The sequence below is a fragment of the Cryobacterium zongtaii genome, from assembly GCF_002909375.1.
Classification (GTDB): Bacteria; Actinomycetota; Actinomycetes; order Actinomycetales; family Microbacteriaceae; genus Cryobacterium; species Cryobacterium zongtaii.
Window position 1 is genome coordinate 1 of record NZ_PPXD01000023.1, and the last position, 16,242, is coordinate 16,242.

At 66.5% G+C, this 16,242-nt stretch carries 13 protein-coding genes; 2 read left to right on the forward strand and 11 right to left on the reverse strand.

Annotated elements, in window-relative coordinates; genetic code table 11:
• Positions 1-131: 131 nt before the first annotated feature.
• Positions 132-1,682, reverse strand: coding sequence for a GGDEF domain-containing protein (locus C3B61_RS14270; protein WP_103461286.1), 1,551 nt, complete (start codon positions 1,680-1,682; stop codon positions 132-134).
• A 260-nt stretch (positions 1,683-1,942) separates the two neighbouring features.
• Between C3B61_RS14270 and C3B61_RS14275 the strand changes: the two genes are divergently transcribed.
• A complete protein-coding gene (locus tag C3B61_RS14275; protein ID WP_088458119.1) occupies positions 1,943-2,356 on the forward strand; it encodes a PLDc N-terminal domain-containing protein in 414 nt (137 codons plus the stop codon).
• Positions 2,357-2,435: 79 nt separating this feature from the next.
• On the opposite strand, the gene C3B61_RS14280 is transcribed toward C3B61_RS14275, so the two are convergent.
• The 8 genes from C3B61_RS14280 to C3B61_RS14315 all read right to left on the reverse strand — a co-directional run bounded on the left by C3B61_RS14280 (position 2,436) and on the right by C3B61_RS14315 (position 14,308).
• Positions 2,436-3,314, reverse strand: coding sequence for an SDR family oxidoreductase (locus tag C3B61_RS14280; protein WP_103461287.1), 879 nt, complete (start codon positions 3,312-3,314; stop codon positions 2,436-2,438).
• Positions 3,315-3,414: 100 nt separating this feature from the next.
• On the reverse strand, positions 3,415-5,679 hold the full coding sequence (locus C3B61_RS14285) for a putative bifunctional diguanylate cyclase/phosphodiesterase (protein ID WP_133160306.1): 2,265 nt from the start codon (positions 5,677-5,679) through the stop codon (positions 3,415-3,417).
• A 123-nt stretch (positions 5,680-5,802) separates the two neighbouring features.
• Positions 5,803-6,453, reverse strand: coding sequence for a bifunctional 4-hydroxy-2-oxoglutarate aldolase/2-dehydro-3-deoxy-phosphogluconate aldolase (locus tag C3B61_RS14290; protein ID WP_103461289.1), 651 nt, complete (start codon positions 6,451-6,453; stop codon positions 5,803-5,805).
• Positions 6,450-7,445, reverse strand: a complete 996-nt coding sequence (locus C3B61_RS14295; protein WP_103461290.1) for a sugar kinase — start codon at positions 7,443-7,445, stop codon at positions 6,450-6,452. Before C3B61_RS14295 ends, C3B61_RS14290 begins: the two co-directional genes overlap by 4 nt.
• Positions 7,445-8,989: a UxaA family hydrolase gene (locus tag C3B61_RS14300; RefSeq protein WP_103461291.1), complete on the reverse strand. Its 1,545-nt coding sequence runs from the start codon at positions 8,987-8,989 to the stop codon at positions 7,445-7,447. Before C3B61_RS14300 ends, C3B61_RS14295 begins: the two co-directional genes overlap by 1 nt.
• Before the next feature lie 34 nt (positions 8,990-9,023).
• Entirely contained in the window at positions 9,024-10,463 is a 1,440-nt protein-coding gene (locus C3B61_RS14305) for a glycoside-pentoside-hexuronide (GPH):cation symporter (protein ID WP_088457275.1), read from the reverse strand.
• Positions 10,464-10,512: 49 nt separating this feature from the next.
• Entirely contained in the window at positions 10,513-11,898 is a 1,386-nt protein-coding gene (gene uxaC / locus C3B61_RS14310; RefSeq protein ID WP_103461292.1) for a glucuronate isomerase, read from the reverse strand.
• A 34-nt stretch (positions 11,899-11,932) separates the two neighbouring features.
• Complete coding sequence (locus tag C3B61_RS14315; protein ID WP_133160307.1) at positions 11,933-14,308, reverse strand: tagaturonate reductase; 2,376 nt, start codon at positions 14,306-14,308, stop codon at positions 11,933-11,935.
• A 290-nt stretch (positions 14,309-14,598) separates the two neighbouring features.
• Between C3B61_RS14315 and C3B61_RS14320 the strand changes: the two genes are divergently transcribed.
• Positions 14,599-15,405, forward strand: coding sequence for an IclR family transcriptional regulator (locus C3B61_RS14320; protein ID WP_103461294.1), 807 nt, complete (start codon positions 14,599-14,601; stop codon positions 15,403-15,405).
• Positions 15,406-15,551: 146 nt separating this feature from the next.
• Here C3B61_RS14320 and C3B61_RS14325 read toward each other — a convergent pair whose 3' ends face one another.
• Together C3B61_RS14325 and soxR are read right to left on the reverse strand one after the other, a co-directional pair.
• On the reverse strand, positions 15,552-15,674 hold the full coding sequence (locus C3B61_RS14325; RefSeq protein WP_103461295.1) for a ribosomal protein bL36: 123 nt from the start codon (positions 15,672-15,674) through the stop codon (positions 15,552-15,554).
• 48 nt (positions 15,675-15,722) lie between these two features.
• Positions 15,723-16,187 carry a redox-sensitive transcriptional activator SoxR gene (soxR, locus tag C3B61_RS14330; RefSeq protein WP_103461296.1) on the reverse strand — a complete coding sequence of 155 codons (465 nt, stop codon included), beginning with the start codon at positions 16,185-16,187 and terminating at the stop codon, positions 15,723-15,725.
• Positions 16,188-16,242 lie beyond the last annotated feature (55 nt).

The following is a 16,242-nucleotide window of genomic DNA, read 5'->3' on the forward strand; positions in this document are numbered from 1 at the left end:
ACCGAGCTCCTCGTGATCGATGAAACCACCACCCTGCGGGACTTCTCCCGCGAGGTCCGATGGAACCAGGCGTACTACCGCCTGGCGCAAGGCCTGTAACGCTCGGCCGCCGACCACTTGGGCGAAATGGGTCAGGCGCCGGCGTGCACCACGCGGTTGCGGCCGTCCCGCTTGGCCACGTACATGCGCACATCGGCGGCCCGCAACAGCGACGAGCTCGTGGCCGCATCGTCCGGGGCGAGCGCGACGCCCAGACTCACGGTGACCCGCAAGCCGGCGTCGATGGGCGACCAATCGTGACCGGCCACATCCAGCCGCACCTTTTCACACAGTGCGCCCGCGGCGGCCGCGTCGTGGGCGGGCAGAATGAGAAGGAATTCTTCCCCGCCCAGACGCGCCGCGATCGCCCCGGGAACCGACGCGACAGCCTGCGTCAGAATGCGGCCGAGCGTCCGCAGCACGTCGTCACCGACCTCGTGCGAAAGCGTGTCATTGATGCGCTTGAAATGGTCGACGTCGATCATCGCGATGGCGATGGGTGCGCCACCCTCGCGGAGGAGGGACAACAGGTTGCTGAGGTGCTCGTCGACGAACCGACGATTGCGCAGCTCTGTCAACGGGTCGCGTTCGGCCATCTCGCGGTAGCGCTCGCTTTCCCGGCGGGACTCAGCGGTCTGGAACATCGCCTCGAGGATGCGTCCGCGCGCCTCGTTCTCGCTGGCGCCGAGAGCGATGGACTGTTCGTGGTAACTGCGGTAGGCCTGGAACGCCGCCCGAAAATCCTCTCGTTCGGCGTAGATCTCCGCCTGCTCGCGCATGAGCTCGGTGGCCCAGCGCACGAGCCCGTTCTCCCGGGTGAGCTCCCGACACTGGTCGACGACGGCCTGGGCCTCATCCAGATGACCCCGCCTGCGACAGGTCTCGGCCAGGGTGACCTGGGCGGCGGCGATGCTGTCGGGGTGGAAGTCGACCGGCTTGGCCTCGATGGCCGCCACCAGGGTCGCTTCGGCTTCCTCCAGCCGTCCGGCAGAGAGGTAAACCCTGGCGATAGTGTCGCGGGCGTACATGCCGATCGGGCGGTTGTTGAGTTCGGACAGCGCGAGCAGGCTCTCGACAGCGACGAGTGCGTCGTCCTGATTGCCGGCCAGGTACTCCGTGAAGGCGAGGTTGTTCAAGATCATGTAGCGGATGCTGGTTTCAGGGTCGTCGATGACCAGACGAAGTGCCTCGTTGTAGCGGCGGCGTGCCTCGTCGAACGATCCGGTGGAGCCGAGGGCGTCGGCCAGGGTCAGGCGGGCGGCGGCCCGCATCAGGGGGCTCTCGGACTCGCTCAGAAGGTCGTTCGTGGCGACGGCGTGTTCCAGGGCCAGGGCCCGGTCGCCCACCATCTCGAATACCGATCCGAGAACGTCGTGGCAGCGGGACTGCAGGGTGAGCTCGCCGTGCCGCTCTGCCCAGCGCAGAATGCGCTGCACATCGGTGGCTCCCTGGCTCGGATCTCCCCTGCGGGTCATGATCGAGGCGATCTGCACCTCGAGGCGCCGGCTCAGCGCACCGTGCTCGCCTGCTCCCAACTCCGCCAGCCAGTCTTCGGCTGCAGCGAGCGCGACATCCTTGTCGATCCAGTACTGGCGCTCGACCCACGCCAGCCGGTCATCGACCGTCAGTTCGATTGCCGTCACTGCGTCCCCCTCCCCAACAGTCGGTTCCGATGTGTCAAAACCCGCCGGAGGTCTTCTCGAGGGAGAGGACGCACTGTTGACGCTCAGCCTAGCCGTCCACAGCCTCCCCCAACCCAGGTTGACGCGGTGCCCTTCTCACCCATTCCGGGTGATCCAGAACCGCCCTGTGTGATTAACGTGATTACCAGCCAAGGACTGTGACACGCTGCCCCATGCGGCGGCAGGGCCTCGGCCAGACGTTACAGGGAAAGGTGCCGACCATGAGTTTCTGGTCTAATTTTTGGGATTTCATCGGATTCTTCTTTTGGACATTCGTGTTCGTGTCCTACCTATTCGCACTGTTCGCTGTGATCATCGACGTGTTCCGGGATCGAACCCTGAACGGATGGGCGAAGGCGGCATGGCTGCTGTTCATGGTCTTCGTGCCCATACTGACCGTGCTCGTGTACGTCATCGCACGCGGCCGCGGTATGGCGGAGCGCCAGGTCAGCGCCGGGATGCAGGAGAGGGCGAGTACCGACGAGTACATCAGAAGTGTCGCCGGCAGCAATCCCGCGCAGGACATCGCCCAGGCCAAGCAGCTCCTCGACTCCGGAGCGATCAGCCAGGGCGAGTACGCGGTCTTGAAGGACCGGGCGCTGGGTAACACCCAGGCCCGATCCGACGTCGTCTGATCCGGTCGACCGACGAGCACAGACAGCGGGCGGCGCATCCGAGATGCCGCCGCCTGCTGTCGCTGCGTTCGCGCTCGGGTTAGAACGCGCGTCCGCCGGTGACCGGCAGCACGGCACCGGACGTGTACGACGAGTCCGTCGACGCCAGGTAGACGTACGCCGACGCCAGCTCGGCGGGCTGCCCGGCCCGGCCCAGCGGTGTGTCCTGACCGAAAGTGGGCAGTTTCTCCGGCCACGAGGTCGCGGGGATCAGCGGGGTCCAGATCGGCCCGGGTGCTACGGCGTTGACTCGCACCCCGGTGGATCCCAGCTGCTGGGCGAGGGCCTGGGTGAACGCGACCAGCGCCGCCTTGGTCATCGCGTAGTCGATCAGTTCCGGTGACGGGCTGGACGCCTGGATGGACGTGGTCGTGATGATCGACGACCCCGCATTGAGGTGCGGGATCGCGGCACGGGCGATCCACAGCGTCGCGTAGAGGTTGGTTTTGAAGACCCTGTCGAACTCCTTGGTCGAGAGCGTCTCCAGACCGTTGCGGTTCTCCTGGTACGCGGCGTTCAGCACGAGAACGTCGAGACCGCCGAGCTGAGCCGTGGTGTGCTCCACAATGTCGATGCAGTGCTGTTCGTTGCGGATGTCGCCGGCCAGCAGCACCGCGGTGCGGCCGGCAGCCCGCACGAGCGACGCGGTGTCTTCGGCGTCTTCCTGCTCTTCGGGAAGGTAGGAGATGGCCACGTCGGCACCCTCCCTGGCGAAGGCGATCGCGACGGCACGGCCGATCCCCGAGTCACCACCGGTGATCAACGCCCGCTTGCCCACGAGCTTCCCGGTGCCGACATAGGTGTCTTCGCCGTGGTCGGGGCGCGGCACGGTCGCCGTGGTGAGGCCGGGCTGGTCCTGCTGCTGCAGCGGGAAGCCGCCGGTGTGATAACTGGTGACGGGGTTCTGGACGTCGGTCATGAAAGCTCCTTGCTGGCGAAGGGTCGAAGCCGGTACTCGGCTTGCCAGGTTCATGACTAAGACGCGTCCAGCCCGCCGATCGTCACGGCAGGAGCCGGATTCAGTTCACGGCGCCCGGTTCCAGATCGTGGCGAGTCGCTAACCACTCGTCCAGTTCCAGGGCCGGAATCGGCCGCGACATGAAGAAGCCTTGCGCATGATCGCAGCCGTATCGGGCCAGCTCGTCGTACGCCACACTGCTCTCGACACCCTCGGCAACCATTCGCAGGCCCAGGCTGTGCGCCAGCTCGATGGTGGACGCCACCAGCGAGGCCGCGCGGGCGTCATGGGTCATCGGCAACACGAATGACCTGTCCAACTTGAGCTCGTCGATGGGCAGGTCGCGCAGGTAGGAGAGCGAGCTGTAGCCGGTGCCGAAGTCGTCGACCGCGATCTGGATTCCGGCTTCCCGCAGCCGGGTGAGCACGTCCCTAGCCCGGTCCCGGTCGCTCATCAAGAAGTCTTCGGTGACCTCCAGCATCAACGCCGACGCCGGCAGCCGTCGTGCGTTGACCATGCGCACGACCTCCTCCGGGAACTCGACGTTGACGAGGGAGCTGGCCGAGATGTTGACCGCGATGGTCAGGGCGTGGCCACCAGCGTGCCAAAGCACGGCTTGATCGAGAGCCTTGGTCAGCACGATCCGGGTGAGTGTGTGCATCAGCCCCGATTCCTCGACGAGGTCGAGGAAGTCCTCGGGCAGCAGCAGCCCGCGGGTCGGATGCTGCCAGCGCACGAGTGCCTCGACACCGGTGACCTCACCGTTTTGCAGGCCGATCTTGGGCTGGTAGTACACCACGAGTTGGTCGTCGGTAAGGCCCAGGCGCAGGTCTTGCAGGGTGCGCAGCCTGGTGTCGCCGTGACTGTCATCTTCGGACTGGTACACGTGGTGGCCGTGCCGGCCGGACTTGGCCTTGTACATCGCCATGTCGGCACGGCGCAGCAGATCGCTGAGGTCGCGGCCCTGCTCGGGGAACAACGCGATGCCGATGCTGACACTGGTCTGCACGGCCAGCCCCTCGAGGGCGAAGGTTTGGGCGAGCGCGTCCCGAAGGCCTAACGCCACGACGGTGGCCTCGGCCTCGCCGGCATCAGCGAGCAGGATGGCGAATTCGTCGCCGCCGAGCCGGGCCAGCCTGGCTCCCGGCGGCAGCGCTGCCGCCAGGCGGCCGCTCACCAGCACCAGCAGCCTGTCGCCGACGTCGTGTCCGAGGCTGTCGTTGACTTCCTTGAACCTGTCGAGGTCGAGTAGCAGGAGCGCACTGTGCCGTTGACGGGAGGGTGTGCGACTGAGGGTGAGCAGCGCGGGCGCATCCGTGTACAGCGCCCGCCGGTTGGGCAGCCCGGTCAGGTCGTCGGTCCGGGCCTGCCGGCGCAGCAGCCGTTGCCGGAATACCAGCGGGATCGCGGCCAGGGACACGGTGAGGCTGGCCAGGATGACCGCGGCAACCGGCTGGACGACCTGCGTGCCGAGGATGAGTACGCCCAGTCCGGCGGCGACGGCCACCGCGGGAACGAACAGGGCCGGGGTCTTTCGGTCGCCCACGACGGTGCCGCGTTGAGGGCGGTCGGTCGCGTCGACCCACACCGCCATCAGGGCGAGACCGAGCGCCCACGCGGCATCGAGCGGAACGCCGACGATGTAGGTGCCGCTCACCTCAAGCAGCGCATAGACCACGTCGGCGCCGGCGAAGACGACGAGGCCGCCGACCAGAAACGCCCAGCGCGGGCCGATGTGCAAGCCCGGGGCGGCGGCGATGCCGGCGATCGCGGCGACGAGGAGCAGGTCGAAGACCGGGTAAGCAACCGCGACGGCTGTGGCCAGGATGGCGGACTCATCGGCCGCCTCGGTGAGCACCGGGCCGAGGACGGCAGCGAGGACCGCGGCAGCGCCGAGGGCCCCGACCGCGCTATCCAGTAGGACGGACCAGGCCAGGCCGCGCATCTGTCTGCGGACAAGAGCCACGAGGGCGACGAGCATCAGCGGGTAAAACAGCAGATACCCGAAATCGGCCGGGGACGGGAACGGCAGTTCGCCGCCCGCATCCATAGCGAGCACGTAGTAAGTGTCGGCGGCGGCATTGAACGTCACCGCGAGCGTGGCGAAGAGCACGTCGCCGCGGGTGAAGCCCGTGCGCACAACGGCCACCCAGAAGACCGCGACGGGCACCCATTGGGTGAGCTCGCCCAACCAGATGTCAACGAGGGGGCTGGGGCCCGTACCGTGCAGAAGCAGTCCGAGCGTGTACGCCGCCACAAGCACAAAAACGGCCCAGATCAGCCATCGGTCCCCGTCGCCGCGATGCGTTCTGTCACGCCAGCTCACCCACACGTGACTCTCCCTCAGATCTCCGCTCAGCCTACCGCCCGGCCGGCCGTGACTTTGGTCCCTGGCGACCGGAACGGGCCCCGCGACCGTGCGGTCGCGGGGCCCGGGTGATGCGAATTGTTATTTGCGGGTGCCGGCGATCAGGGCGCGCACAAGGTCGAGCTGGGCGTCGTCGGCGAAAGCGCCGGAGAGGCCGACCACGCTGGTGCCCGCGGCCAGGAATTCCGGCGCGTTCAGGGCGGTGACGCCGCCGGTGGCGATGAAGTTGGTGTCCGGGTACGGACCCTTCTGGGCCTTGACCCAGGCCGCTCCGAGCAGGGACGCGGGGAACGCCTTCACCCAGGTGAGACCCAGGGCGCGGGCCTGCAGGATTTCGGTGGCCGTGGCGATGCCCGGCAGGTGCGGGATGCCGCGGCGCACGCTTTCGGCCACGATGGCCGGGTCGAGGCCGGGCGAGACCGTGAACGCGACGCCCACGTTCGTCGCAGCGTCGAGCTGGTCGATCGTGGTCACGGTGCCGGCGCCGATCACGAGGCCTCGTTCGGCAGCAGCGTCGGCGACGGCCTGCAGCACGGGGACGGCGTCGAGGGTCTGGATCGGGATTTCGACGTGTTCAACCCCGGCGTCCCAGGCGCGCACCGACAGGCGTACGGCTTCGGCGGCCGACAGCCCGCGGAAGACCGCGATGACGGGGACTCGGAAGAAGTCGCCGGGGAACCACTGGGTGGCGCCAAGCGGCTGGGTGGTGGTGGTGCTGGTGAACGAGGTCATGCGGGTTCTCTCCTGAGGTCGAACGTACGGTCGTGGGTGGCTGGCGCGGACGGTTCGTCGGCCGACATCCGCTGGCCGAGTCCCGGGCGGAAGTCCTGGCGGCTGCCCAGCGCCCAGGCGGCGCGGGAGTGACCGCGCTCCAGGCGCTCCGCGGAGGGTTCCGCAGAGAGCAGGCTGGACAGGTAGCCGGCGGCGAAGGCGTCGCCCGCGCCGACGGGTTCGACGACGTCGACCTTGCGGGCCGGCACCACCGTGACGGTGTCGGTGCCGTCCGCGGCGAGGGCGAATTCGGTGGCATCGATCGAGGAATCCTTCACCACCAGATACGGCAGCCGGGGCAGCAGGGCCCGCACGTCGGCCGCGGTGGCACAGCCCCACAGCACGGCGGCTTCATCGAGTCCGACGAGCACGACGGTTGCCTTCTCGGCCAGGGCGAGCAGCCGCGGCGCGGCATCCAGAACCGACCAGATACCGGGGCGGAAGTTGATGTCGAACGAGACCGACGCCCCCCAGTCCGCGGCGTGGTCGAGCACGTGTTCCACAAGAGCGGAGCAGCTGTCCGACAACGCGGGGGTGATCCCGGTGGTGTGGATCCACCGGGCGCCGGCCAGGGGCCAGCCGGCGGCATCCGCGATCTTCAGCGTGGATGCCGCCGAGCCTTGGCGGTAGTAGAACACGTGTGCTCCGCTGCCGGTGTCGGGCTCCTTGAGGTAGAGCCCGGTTGGTGCGTCGGCGGTGCGGCCGACCCACCGGGTGTCGACGCCGGCGGCGCCGAGGGCGTCGATGATCTTGGTGCCGACCGGGTCGGTGCCCACGGCGCTGGCCCACGCCACGGCGTGGCCGAGTTCGGCCAGGTGCATGGCGACGTTCGATTCGGCACCGCCGGTGCCCAGGGTGAAACCGGTCGCGGTGTTCAACGGCACCGAGCTGGTGGGCGTGAACATGCCCATCGTCTCGCCGAAGCAGACCACGGTTGGCGCTGAGGCACCCATTAGGTCACGGCCCCGATGTGCCACGGCACGAACTCTTCCTGGCCCACGTCGAATTCTTCGCTGACGGTCTGGGTGCCGCTGGCGACGGCGATGATCATCTCGAGGATCTCGGCGCCGACCTCGTCTACGGTGGCGTTGCCGTCGGCGATCCGGCCGGCGTCGATGTCGATGTCGTCGCCCTGGCGCAGGAACAGTTCCGTATTGGTGCCCACCTTGATGCTCGGGGTGGGCTTGCAGCCGAAGACCGAGCCGCGGCCGGTGGTGAAGACCACGACGGTGGCCCCGCCGGCGACCAGGCCGGTGACCGAGACCGGGTCGTACCCGGGGGTGTCCATGAAGCCCAGGCCGCGGGTGTCGATCGGTTCCGCGTACTCGTACACGGCGGCGAGATCGGCGTGGCCGGCCTTGGCAACGGCGCCCAGCGACTTCTCCAGAATGGTGCTGATACCGCCGGCCTTGTTGCCCGGGGAGGGGTTGTTGTCCATGGTGCCGCCGTTGGCGTGGATGTAGGTTTCCCACCAGTCGATCCGGTCGATCAGCTTGTGACCGACCGCGGGGGTGGTGGCGCGGGCGGTGAGCAGGTGCTCGGCGCCATAGATCTCCGGGGTCTCGGCGAGAACGGATGTTCCGCCGTGCGCCACGAGCACATCCGACGCCCAGCCCAGGGCCGGGTTGGCCGTGATGCCGGAGTAACCGTCGGAGCCGCCGCAGTTCAGGCCCAGCACCAGCTCGGAGATGTCGATGGGTTCGCGGTGGCGGTTATTGATCTGTTCGGCCAGGGCCAGGATCTTCTCGACGCCGGCGGCGACGGTGTTGCGCATGCCGCCGGTCTCCTGGATCGACAGGGACTCCACCACGGTGTCGCTGGGCAGGGCTCCCTCGGCGAGGACCAGGCTGGTCGGGGTCATCTCGCAGCCGAGGCTGAGCATCAGGACGCCCGCGATGTTGGGATGGCTGGCATAACCGTTGAGCGTGCGGAGCAGCACCTGGGCGCCTTCGCTTTCCAGCACGAGGCCGCAGCCGCTCTGGTGGGTGAGGGCGATGACGCCGTCGACGTTCTCGAACCCGTCCAACGCGCCACCGCGGAATCTGTCGGCGATGAGCTTGGCAGTGGTTCCGGAGCAGTTGACCGTGGTGAGGATCGCGATGTAGTTACGCGTACCGGCCCGGCCGTCGGCCCGGCGGTAACCGTCGAAGGTTCGGCGGGCCGTCGGGGCCGGCAGCTCGGTGTGCACGGTGCCGAATTCGTGGGTGCGGGCAGCGAGGTCCATGCCGATGTTGTGGCTGTGCACCTGCTCGCCCCGGCTGATCGGCGCCGTGGCAACCCCGATCGACTGGCCGTACTTGTGCACGGTGGCGCCGACATCGAGGTCGGTGAGGGCGACCTTGTGGCCGCTCGGGATGAGCGTGGTGACGGTGAGGAGACCGTCGCCGACGGGGAGGGTCTCCCCTGGCTGGAGGTCTCGGAGGGCGACCGCGACGTCGTCGCCCTCGGCCATGACCAGCACGGAAGTGCCGGTGGTGATGCTGTCGATGTGTGACATGAAATGAGTCCTTAGATAAGCGAGACGGTCGGGCTTACGCCTGGCCGATGATTCCCTTTTCCCAGCGGCCTGCTTCGAGGTCGTGGGCGATGGCGGTGTACTTGTCGTCGGACAGGTTGTAGAGGAAGTAGACGATCACGGCGGCCAGGGCGAGGGCGACGGCCGGGTAGAGGGTCATCACGGCCTTGATACCGAAGAGGGTTTCCTCCGACTGGCTGGCGCCCTGGGCGATGTAGCCGGTTACTGCGAGCATCCCGGCGCCCACGAGGGCGGCAATGGACTGGGCGATCTTGCGGGAGAAGTTGAAGGCCGCGTAGGTCATGGTCTCCTTGCGCACTCCGGTGTGCCATTCGCCGTAGTCGATGGTGTCGGAGACGAACGCCCAGGTGACGGCGTTCGGGATGGCCAGGGCCATGTAGCCGATGGTCACCAGCAGCATGAAGGTCCACAGGTTGGTGGGGATCATGAAGTTCAGGCCGTTGGCGATCACACCGATGATGAATCCGCCCATGGCGGTGCGCTTCTTGCCGAATCGGCCGACCAGGCGGGGCACGAACATGATGCCTACGATGGAGGCGCCGATCATGACCAGGTTCAGCACCGGTTGCAGGGCGATGTTGCCGAGGTTGTATTCGGCGAAGAAGATCATCATCATGTTGTTCACATTCATGGCGGAGATCGTGAACAGGGTCATCAGCACCAGGCCGAGCAGCGGCCGGTTGGTGAAGATCGCCTTGGCGTAGTCCTTCATGCCGTTCTGCTCGAAGCCCACGGCGCGGTTGACGTAGACGCGTTCCTTGGTGCCGCGGTAGCAGATGTAGAAGGAGATGATGCCGATGAGGGCGAACACCGCGGACGCCCACATGTAGTTGGCGCCGGTCATGCCGCCGAACACCATCATGATCGGGATGAAGGCGAAGCCGCAGATCCACTGAGCACCGAGCGAACCGGCCTGGCGGGTGGTGGCCAGCTGGGCGCGGTCCTTGATGTTGCGGGTCATCACCGAGGCCAGCGACCCGTAAGGGTCGTTGGTGAAGGAGTAGATGAGGCCCCAGATGGCGTAGGTGCCGGCCGCGTAGGCGATCTTCCAGCCCATGCTGACGTCGGGCATCGTGAAGGTGACCACGGTCATCACGCCGAGGAGGATCGAGGAGACCATCATCACCGGGCGGAACTTGCCGCGCTTGCCGAACTTGCGGCTGTCGATGTAGGCCGCCGCGATCGGGTCCATGAACGCGTCGAAGATCTTGGCGAGCGAGAAGATGAGGGCCACGACGCCCGCGGCAATGCCGGCGGTGTCGATCCAGAACTTGGTCAGGTACGACTGGCCCAGGTCGAACATGAAGCCGTTGCCGAAGTCGCCGAACCCATAAGAGACCTTCTCCTTGGTGGAGATGCGCTCGATGGTGGCGGTGCCGGGCTGAGGAGCAGCTGGGGCTGATTCCCCAGCTTCAATACCAGTTTGAATTGCCATGACTCACATACACACTTTCGATTTGAACGGATATCGGGGAGTGGCCTGGTTACAGACCGAAGTAGTTGTTCGCGTTGTTGAAGCAGATGTCTTCGACCATCCGGCCGAGGATGGCCTCGTCGTCGGGGACCTCGCCGAGTTCGACCCATTCGCCAATCAGCTCGCAGAGGATGCGACGGAAGTACTCGTGCCGCGGGTAGGACAGGAAGCTGCGGGAGTCGGTGAGCATGCCGACGAAGTTGGAGAGCAGGCTCTCGTCGGCGAAGGTGGACAGCTGCAGCCGCATGCCGTTGCGGGTGTCGTTGTGCCACCAGGCGCTGCCCAGCTGCATCTTCTGAACGGTGTCCTTCTGGTAGGCGCCCATCAGCGTGACGAGCGGCATGTAGTCGTTGGGGTTCAGGGAGTAGAGCATTGTGCGCGGGATGGCGTCTTCGAGTTCCATCGAGTCGAACAACGCGGCGAGCGGCTCGGCGACACTGCGGTCGTTGAGGCCGTCGTAGCCGGTGTCCGGGCCGAGCTTGCCCAGCATCACGGTGTTGGTGTTGCGCAGGGCGTGCAGGTGCAGCTGCATGGTCCAGTTCTTGCGGTGGTACATGCGCATCAGCGCCTTGAGCACCGCGGTGCGGTACTGGGCGATGCCGAGGTCGGTGAGCGTGCCGCCGGTCCTGGCCGTCGTGACGATGACGTCGAGCTCGGCTTCGGTCGACTCCGCATATACGACGGTGTCCAGGGCGTGGTCGGAGAGCCGGGCGCCCATGGAGTGGAAGAAGTCGACCCGGGCCGACAGGGCGTCGACGATGTCGGCGAAGGAGCCGATCTTGACCCCGGCGGCCGTGCCGAGGGTGACCAGGTAGTCCGCGAAACCGGCGGCGTGGATGTTCATGGCCTTGTCCGGGCGGAACGCGGGGACGACGGTGAAGGCCGTCTCGCTCTGGAGCAGTTTGTGGAAGTGCAGGTCGTCTGCGGGGTCATCCGTGGTGCAGATGGCCGTGACGTTGCTGGACCGGATCAGGCTGCGGCGGGAGAACCCGGCCGTGGCCAGCAGGGCGTTGGCGCGGTCGTAGACCTCGCGGGCGGTTTCGCGGCTGAGGACCAGGTCGATGTTGAAAAAGCGCTTGAGTTCGAGGTGGGTCCACACGTAGAGCGGGTTGCCGAGAGCCTTTTCGACGGTACCGGCCCACGCGTAGAACTTGTCGAAGTCGTCGCCGTCGCCGGTGATGAGGTTCTCCGGCACGCCGTTGGCACGCATCAGGCGCCATTTGTAGTGGTCGCCTTTCAACCACACCTCGGTGATGCTGGCGAAGTTCTGGTCTTCGTAGATCTCCTGGGGGTTCAGATGGCAGTGGAAATCGATGATCGGCATGTGCTTGGCGTGATTGTGAAACAGCTTCTTCGCCATGTCGGTGCCGAGCAGGAAGTCGTCGTTGAGGAGCATGATCTGCGGTCCTTTGTCTGGGGTCGGTCGGGGGTTAGGCGCGGACGGCGAGGTCGGCGATGGTGGCGCGCACGCCGCGGTCGCGCAGGGCGTCGAGGCCGGCAGCGACCTGGTCGACGAGGCCGTCGAGCTCGGTGAGGTCGGTGCCCCACAGGGTGGTGTCGGCCAGGATCGTGGCGACGTAAGCATCCGTGGCGTAGGCGGCGTGGAAGGCCGCGATGGTCTCAGCGCTGTCGACCGGGGTGATCGTGACGGCCGGGTCGCCGCTGTAGGCGAGCAGGATGGCGGAAAGCGCGAGCGTGACGCGGGGCGGGAAGGTGCCGTTCTTGGTGTGGAAGCCGGTGAGGACCGGCAGCAGGCGGCTCTTGAACTTGGAGGCGCTGTTCAGGGCGATTGCGGAGAGCTCGTGGTGCATGAACGGGTTCTCGAAGCGCTCCTTCACCGACTCGGCGTATGCGGCGAGTTCGTCGTGCGGCAGGTCGAGCACGGGCATGATCTCCTCGTACATCACCGCTTCGACGAGCGGGCCGAAGTCGGCATCGAGCATCACGTCGCGCACGGTCTCAACGCCGGCGAGGCGGGCGAGGGAGGCCATCGTGGTGTGCGGGGCGTTGAGCAGGAACACCTTGCGTTCGCGGTACGGGGTCATGTCGTCGGTCACGGTGACGTTGAGGCCGGCCCGGGCCAGCGGCAGGGTCTCGGTGAGTGACTGCGGGCCCTCGATGACCCAGAGCAGGAACGGTTCGGCCTTGACGATGAGGCGGTCTTCGAAGCCGAACTCGGCGCAGAGTTCCTCGGCGCGGTCCTTGGGGTAGCCGGGGACGATCCGGTCGACCAGGCTGGAGTAGAAGGTGTTGTCGGTGTTGACCCACTGGATGAAGTCGGCGCTGAGGCCCCAGTTCGCGGCGGTTGCGAGAACGGTTTCCTTGAGTTTGTCGCCGTTGCGCTCGATGAGCTCGCACGGAATCAGCTGGAAGCCCTTCTTGCCGAGCTCGAACCGGCGGAACAAGAGCGCGGTGAGCTTGCCGGGGAAGCTGGCGTGGGGCGTGTCGGCCGGCTTGTCTTCTGCGTTGTAGACAATGCCGGACTCGGTGGTGTTGGAGAAGATGAACTCGATGTCGTCGTCTTCGGCGAGGGCGAGGTAGGCGTCGTAGTCGGTGTACGGGTTGACGGTGCCGTTGACCAGAGTGATCACCTCGTGGGACTGCACTTCTTCGCCGTCCTGCTTGCCTTCCAGCAGCACCGTGTACAGGCCGTCCTGCTCCTCGAGCATGGCGACGAGGCCGCCGGCCAGGGGCTGCACGATCTTGACGCCACCGTTGAACAGCCCCTGCTTGTTCATCTGCTGCAGCTGCCAGTCCACGAATCCGCGCAGGAAGTTGCCCTCGCCGAACTGGATGGCGCGGGTGGGCAGGGTCTGAACCGGGTGGATGGCGCTGGTGAGTCGTTCCATGACGAGCTGTCCTTCGTGGTGCTGTTCGGTGTGTTGCGGGTGGGGTGCGACAGCGATGCTGACGCTCATGCTGGTGCTCTGGCCCGGGGCGAGGATGGCGGCCTGGTCGCGCACGTTGCAGGCCTCGACGCAGACGGTCTCGGTCCATTCGTCGTCGCCGTAGTCGCCCATCGCGGCGGCCTTGACGGTGCCGGGGTTCCAGACGACGGTCTGGGCGGCATCGGTGTCGCCGACCGTGATGGTGCGTGCATTGGTGACGTCGTCGATGGTGACGGTGCGGGGCATCGGGTAGATCCGGTCGATCTCGGCGCCGACGACGGAGACGGGCAGGGCCGAACTCGACGTGACGGCCGGGGTGACGCTGCGGTCGAGGTAGGGCAGGTCAGTGAGCCCGAGGAGCTGAGTCGTGCGGGCGTCGCCGACGGCGAAATAGGTGTGGAGTGCGGTCTCCACCGAAACTGTGGCGGTTCCCTCGTTGAAAACCACGAGCTCGAGAGTGAGCTGGGCGCCGATGGTAACGGTGTATCGCAGCGACACCGGCTGGGCAGTGCCGGCCTCATCGGGCTGCGTACCGGCCAGGTCGAAGGTGAGCACGGCATCGGGGCCGACGATGGCTGCAGCGGTGAGGGTCCAGGGCGAAATACGTGCCCAACCGTGGTTGGGTGCCGTGGCGTCGGTGGGATTCGGGCCGAACCAGGGGAAGCACACCGGAATGCCGCCGCGAAGGGCCGCGGAGGATGAGTATGCGCTGTGTCCGCTCATCCACAGCACCGGTTTCTGGCCGGTGGGGGTCCACTGGGCGACGTGTGCGCCGTGCAGGTAGACCAGCGCGGTGGCCGCAGGAAGAGCGACTTCGACGGCCGGCAACGAGCCTGCCCCTGTCACCATTCGGATGCCGCTCGGCAGCGGGAGAGCGCTCTCGCTTGCCGACCCAGGTTCGTGCGCAGTTCCCTGCATGAGTTCCTCCACTGTGAGAATCAGCCAGATCTATTCTGAATCTGTTCCGCGTGATGGAACTAGAGTCCGTCACGTGAACCCAACATAACCCCGTGCGATTCCTTTTCGCAACTTGGGCGGCCGAGGAATCGACGTCAGACCGGAACGACGCGTCCGAAACAGGCGTTTGTCGCGTTGTCAAGGGTCTGACGGCATCGAATCCGGCTCGGGGCGCGGTGGGATGCCAGCGAGATTCCGCAATCGTGGTTAAATGGTCCGCAGGGCAGAACTTGAGAACAGAGGTGGGACACATGACGGTGGCGAACGAGATCGAGGCCACGAACGCGCCTGAGCTCGACGGGCTTGGCAACCGGGCCAAGGACAATGCGGCACAGAAGCTGCTGCGGGTACTTGAGGCCGTGTCCAACCCGGGCGACTCCCACCGGCTCAGCGACTTGGTGAAGGAAACCGGCCTGGCCAAGACCAGCGTGTTCCGCTTGCTGAGCGAGCTGATCGACAGCGGGTACGTCACCCGTCGCCCCGACGGCAGCTACGCGCCCGGTCGCTCGCTGCGCCTCCTCGCGCTCAAGCTCACCGCCGGCCCCAACGACTCCGACCTGGTGGGAGCCAGACTCCGGCAGCTGCAGACCGACGTGCGCAGCACCATCCACTTCGCGCTGCGCACCGGGGACTTCGCCACCTATGTGGAGAAGATCGAGGACACCGCCCAGCCCATTCAGATCGCTTCGCGGGTCGGCGGCCAGATTCCGCTGCATTCGACCGCGATCGGCAAGTCGATCCTGGCGCACCTCCCCGAGAGCGAGGTGCGCAATTACGCGACCCGCACCGGTCTGCACTCCCGCACCGCGTTCACCATCACAACCGTTGCCGATCTGCTCGCCGACGGTGCGCTGGTGCGCAACCGCGGCTTCTCCATCGACGACCAGGAAAACGAGGAGCACATCCGCTGCATGGCGGTTCCGGTGTTCGACACCCAGCAGCACCTCATCGGCGGCATCGGCATCACGACCATCGCCCCCCTGGTAGCCAGGGAGACGCTCGAGTCCTACGCTCCGCTGCTGATGACGGCGGCCCGCGACGTGATGACGCTGCTCTAGGCAACCGGCGCGGTCAGCCTCGCGCTGGCCGGATACGCAGAATGACCCCGGCGCTGCCGGGGTCATTCGTTATGGGCTGGAAATGCCAACTCGCCACTCGAGCGGCTGCACGGATCGGCCGGACCCGCGCACCGCAGTCGACGGGACTAACCCTGGCGAGCCTTGAATCGGGGGTTCAACTTGTTGATGACGAATGTGCGCCCATGGCGCCGCACCGTCTGTGAACCCTGCATCTTCTTCATCGAACCCAGTGCGTTACGTACCTTCATCCTGGCTCCTTTCCGTCGGTTACCCAGAGCAACGCACAACGGTCGAAATTATTCCGTTCCGGCGGCTTCCGGCACGTCGAGCACCCGGCGCGGGCCGGCACCGTCGGTGCGCAGGCGGTCATCGGAGTTCACGACGGCGCACCGGGTTTGCGACAGGCAACCGCAGCCGATGCAGCCGGTGAGTTCGGCCTGCATCCGCTCGAGCACGGCTTGCTGCCTGGCCAGGTGCTCCCCCCAGGTGGCGGAAATGGTGCCCCACTCGGCCCGGCTCGGTGGGCGGCTGTCCGGCAGGTCCTTGAGGATCACGGCGACCTCGGCCAGCGAGATCCCGTAGCGCACCGAAACCTGGATGAGGGCGATGCGCCTCAGCACGTGCCGCGGGAAGAGGCGCACGTTGCCGCTGGAGCGCAGCGCGGGGATCAGCCCCAGCGTTTCGTAGTAGCGCACGGTGGAGACCGGGACTCCGGCGCGGGCGGCAATCTGCCCGATCGGCAGGAGATCCTTGCTGGACAAGTGCTCTGACAGTGGGCCTTCTCCTTGATCTCAAGTGCACTTGAGACGATATCGT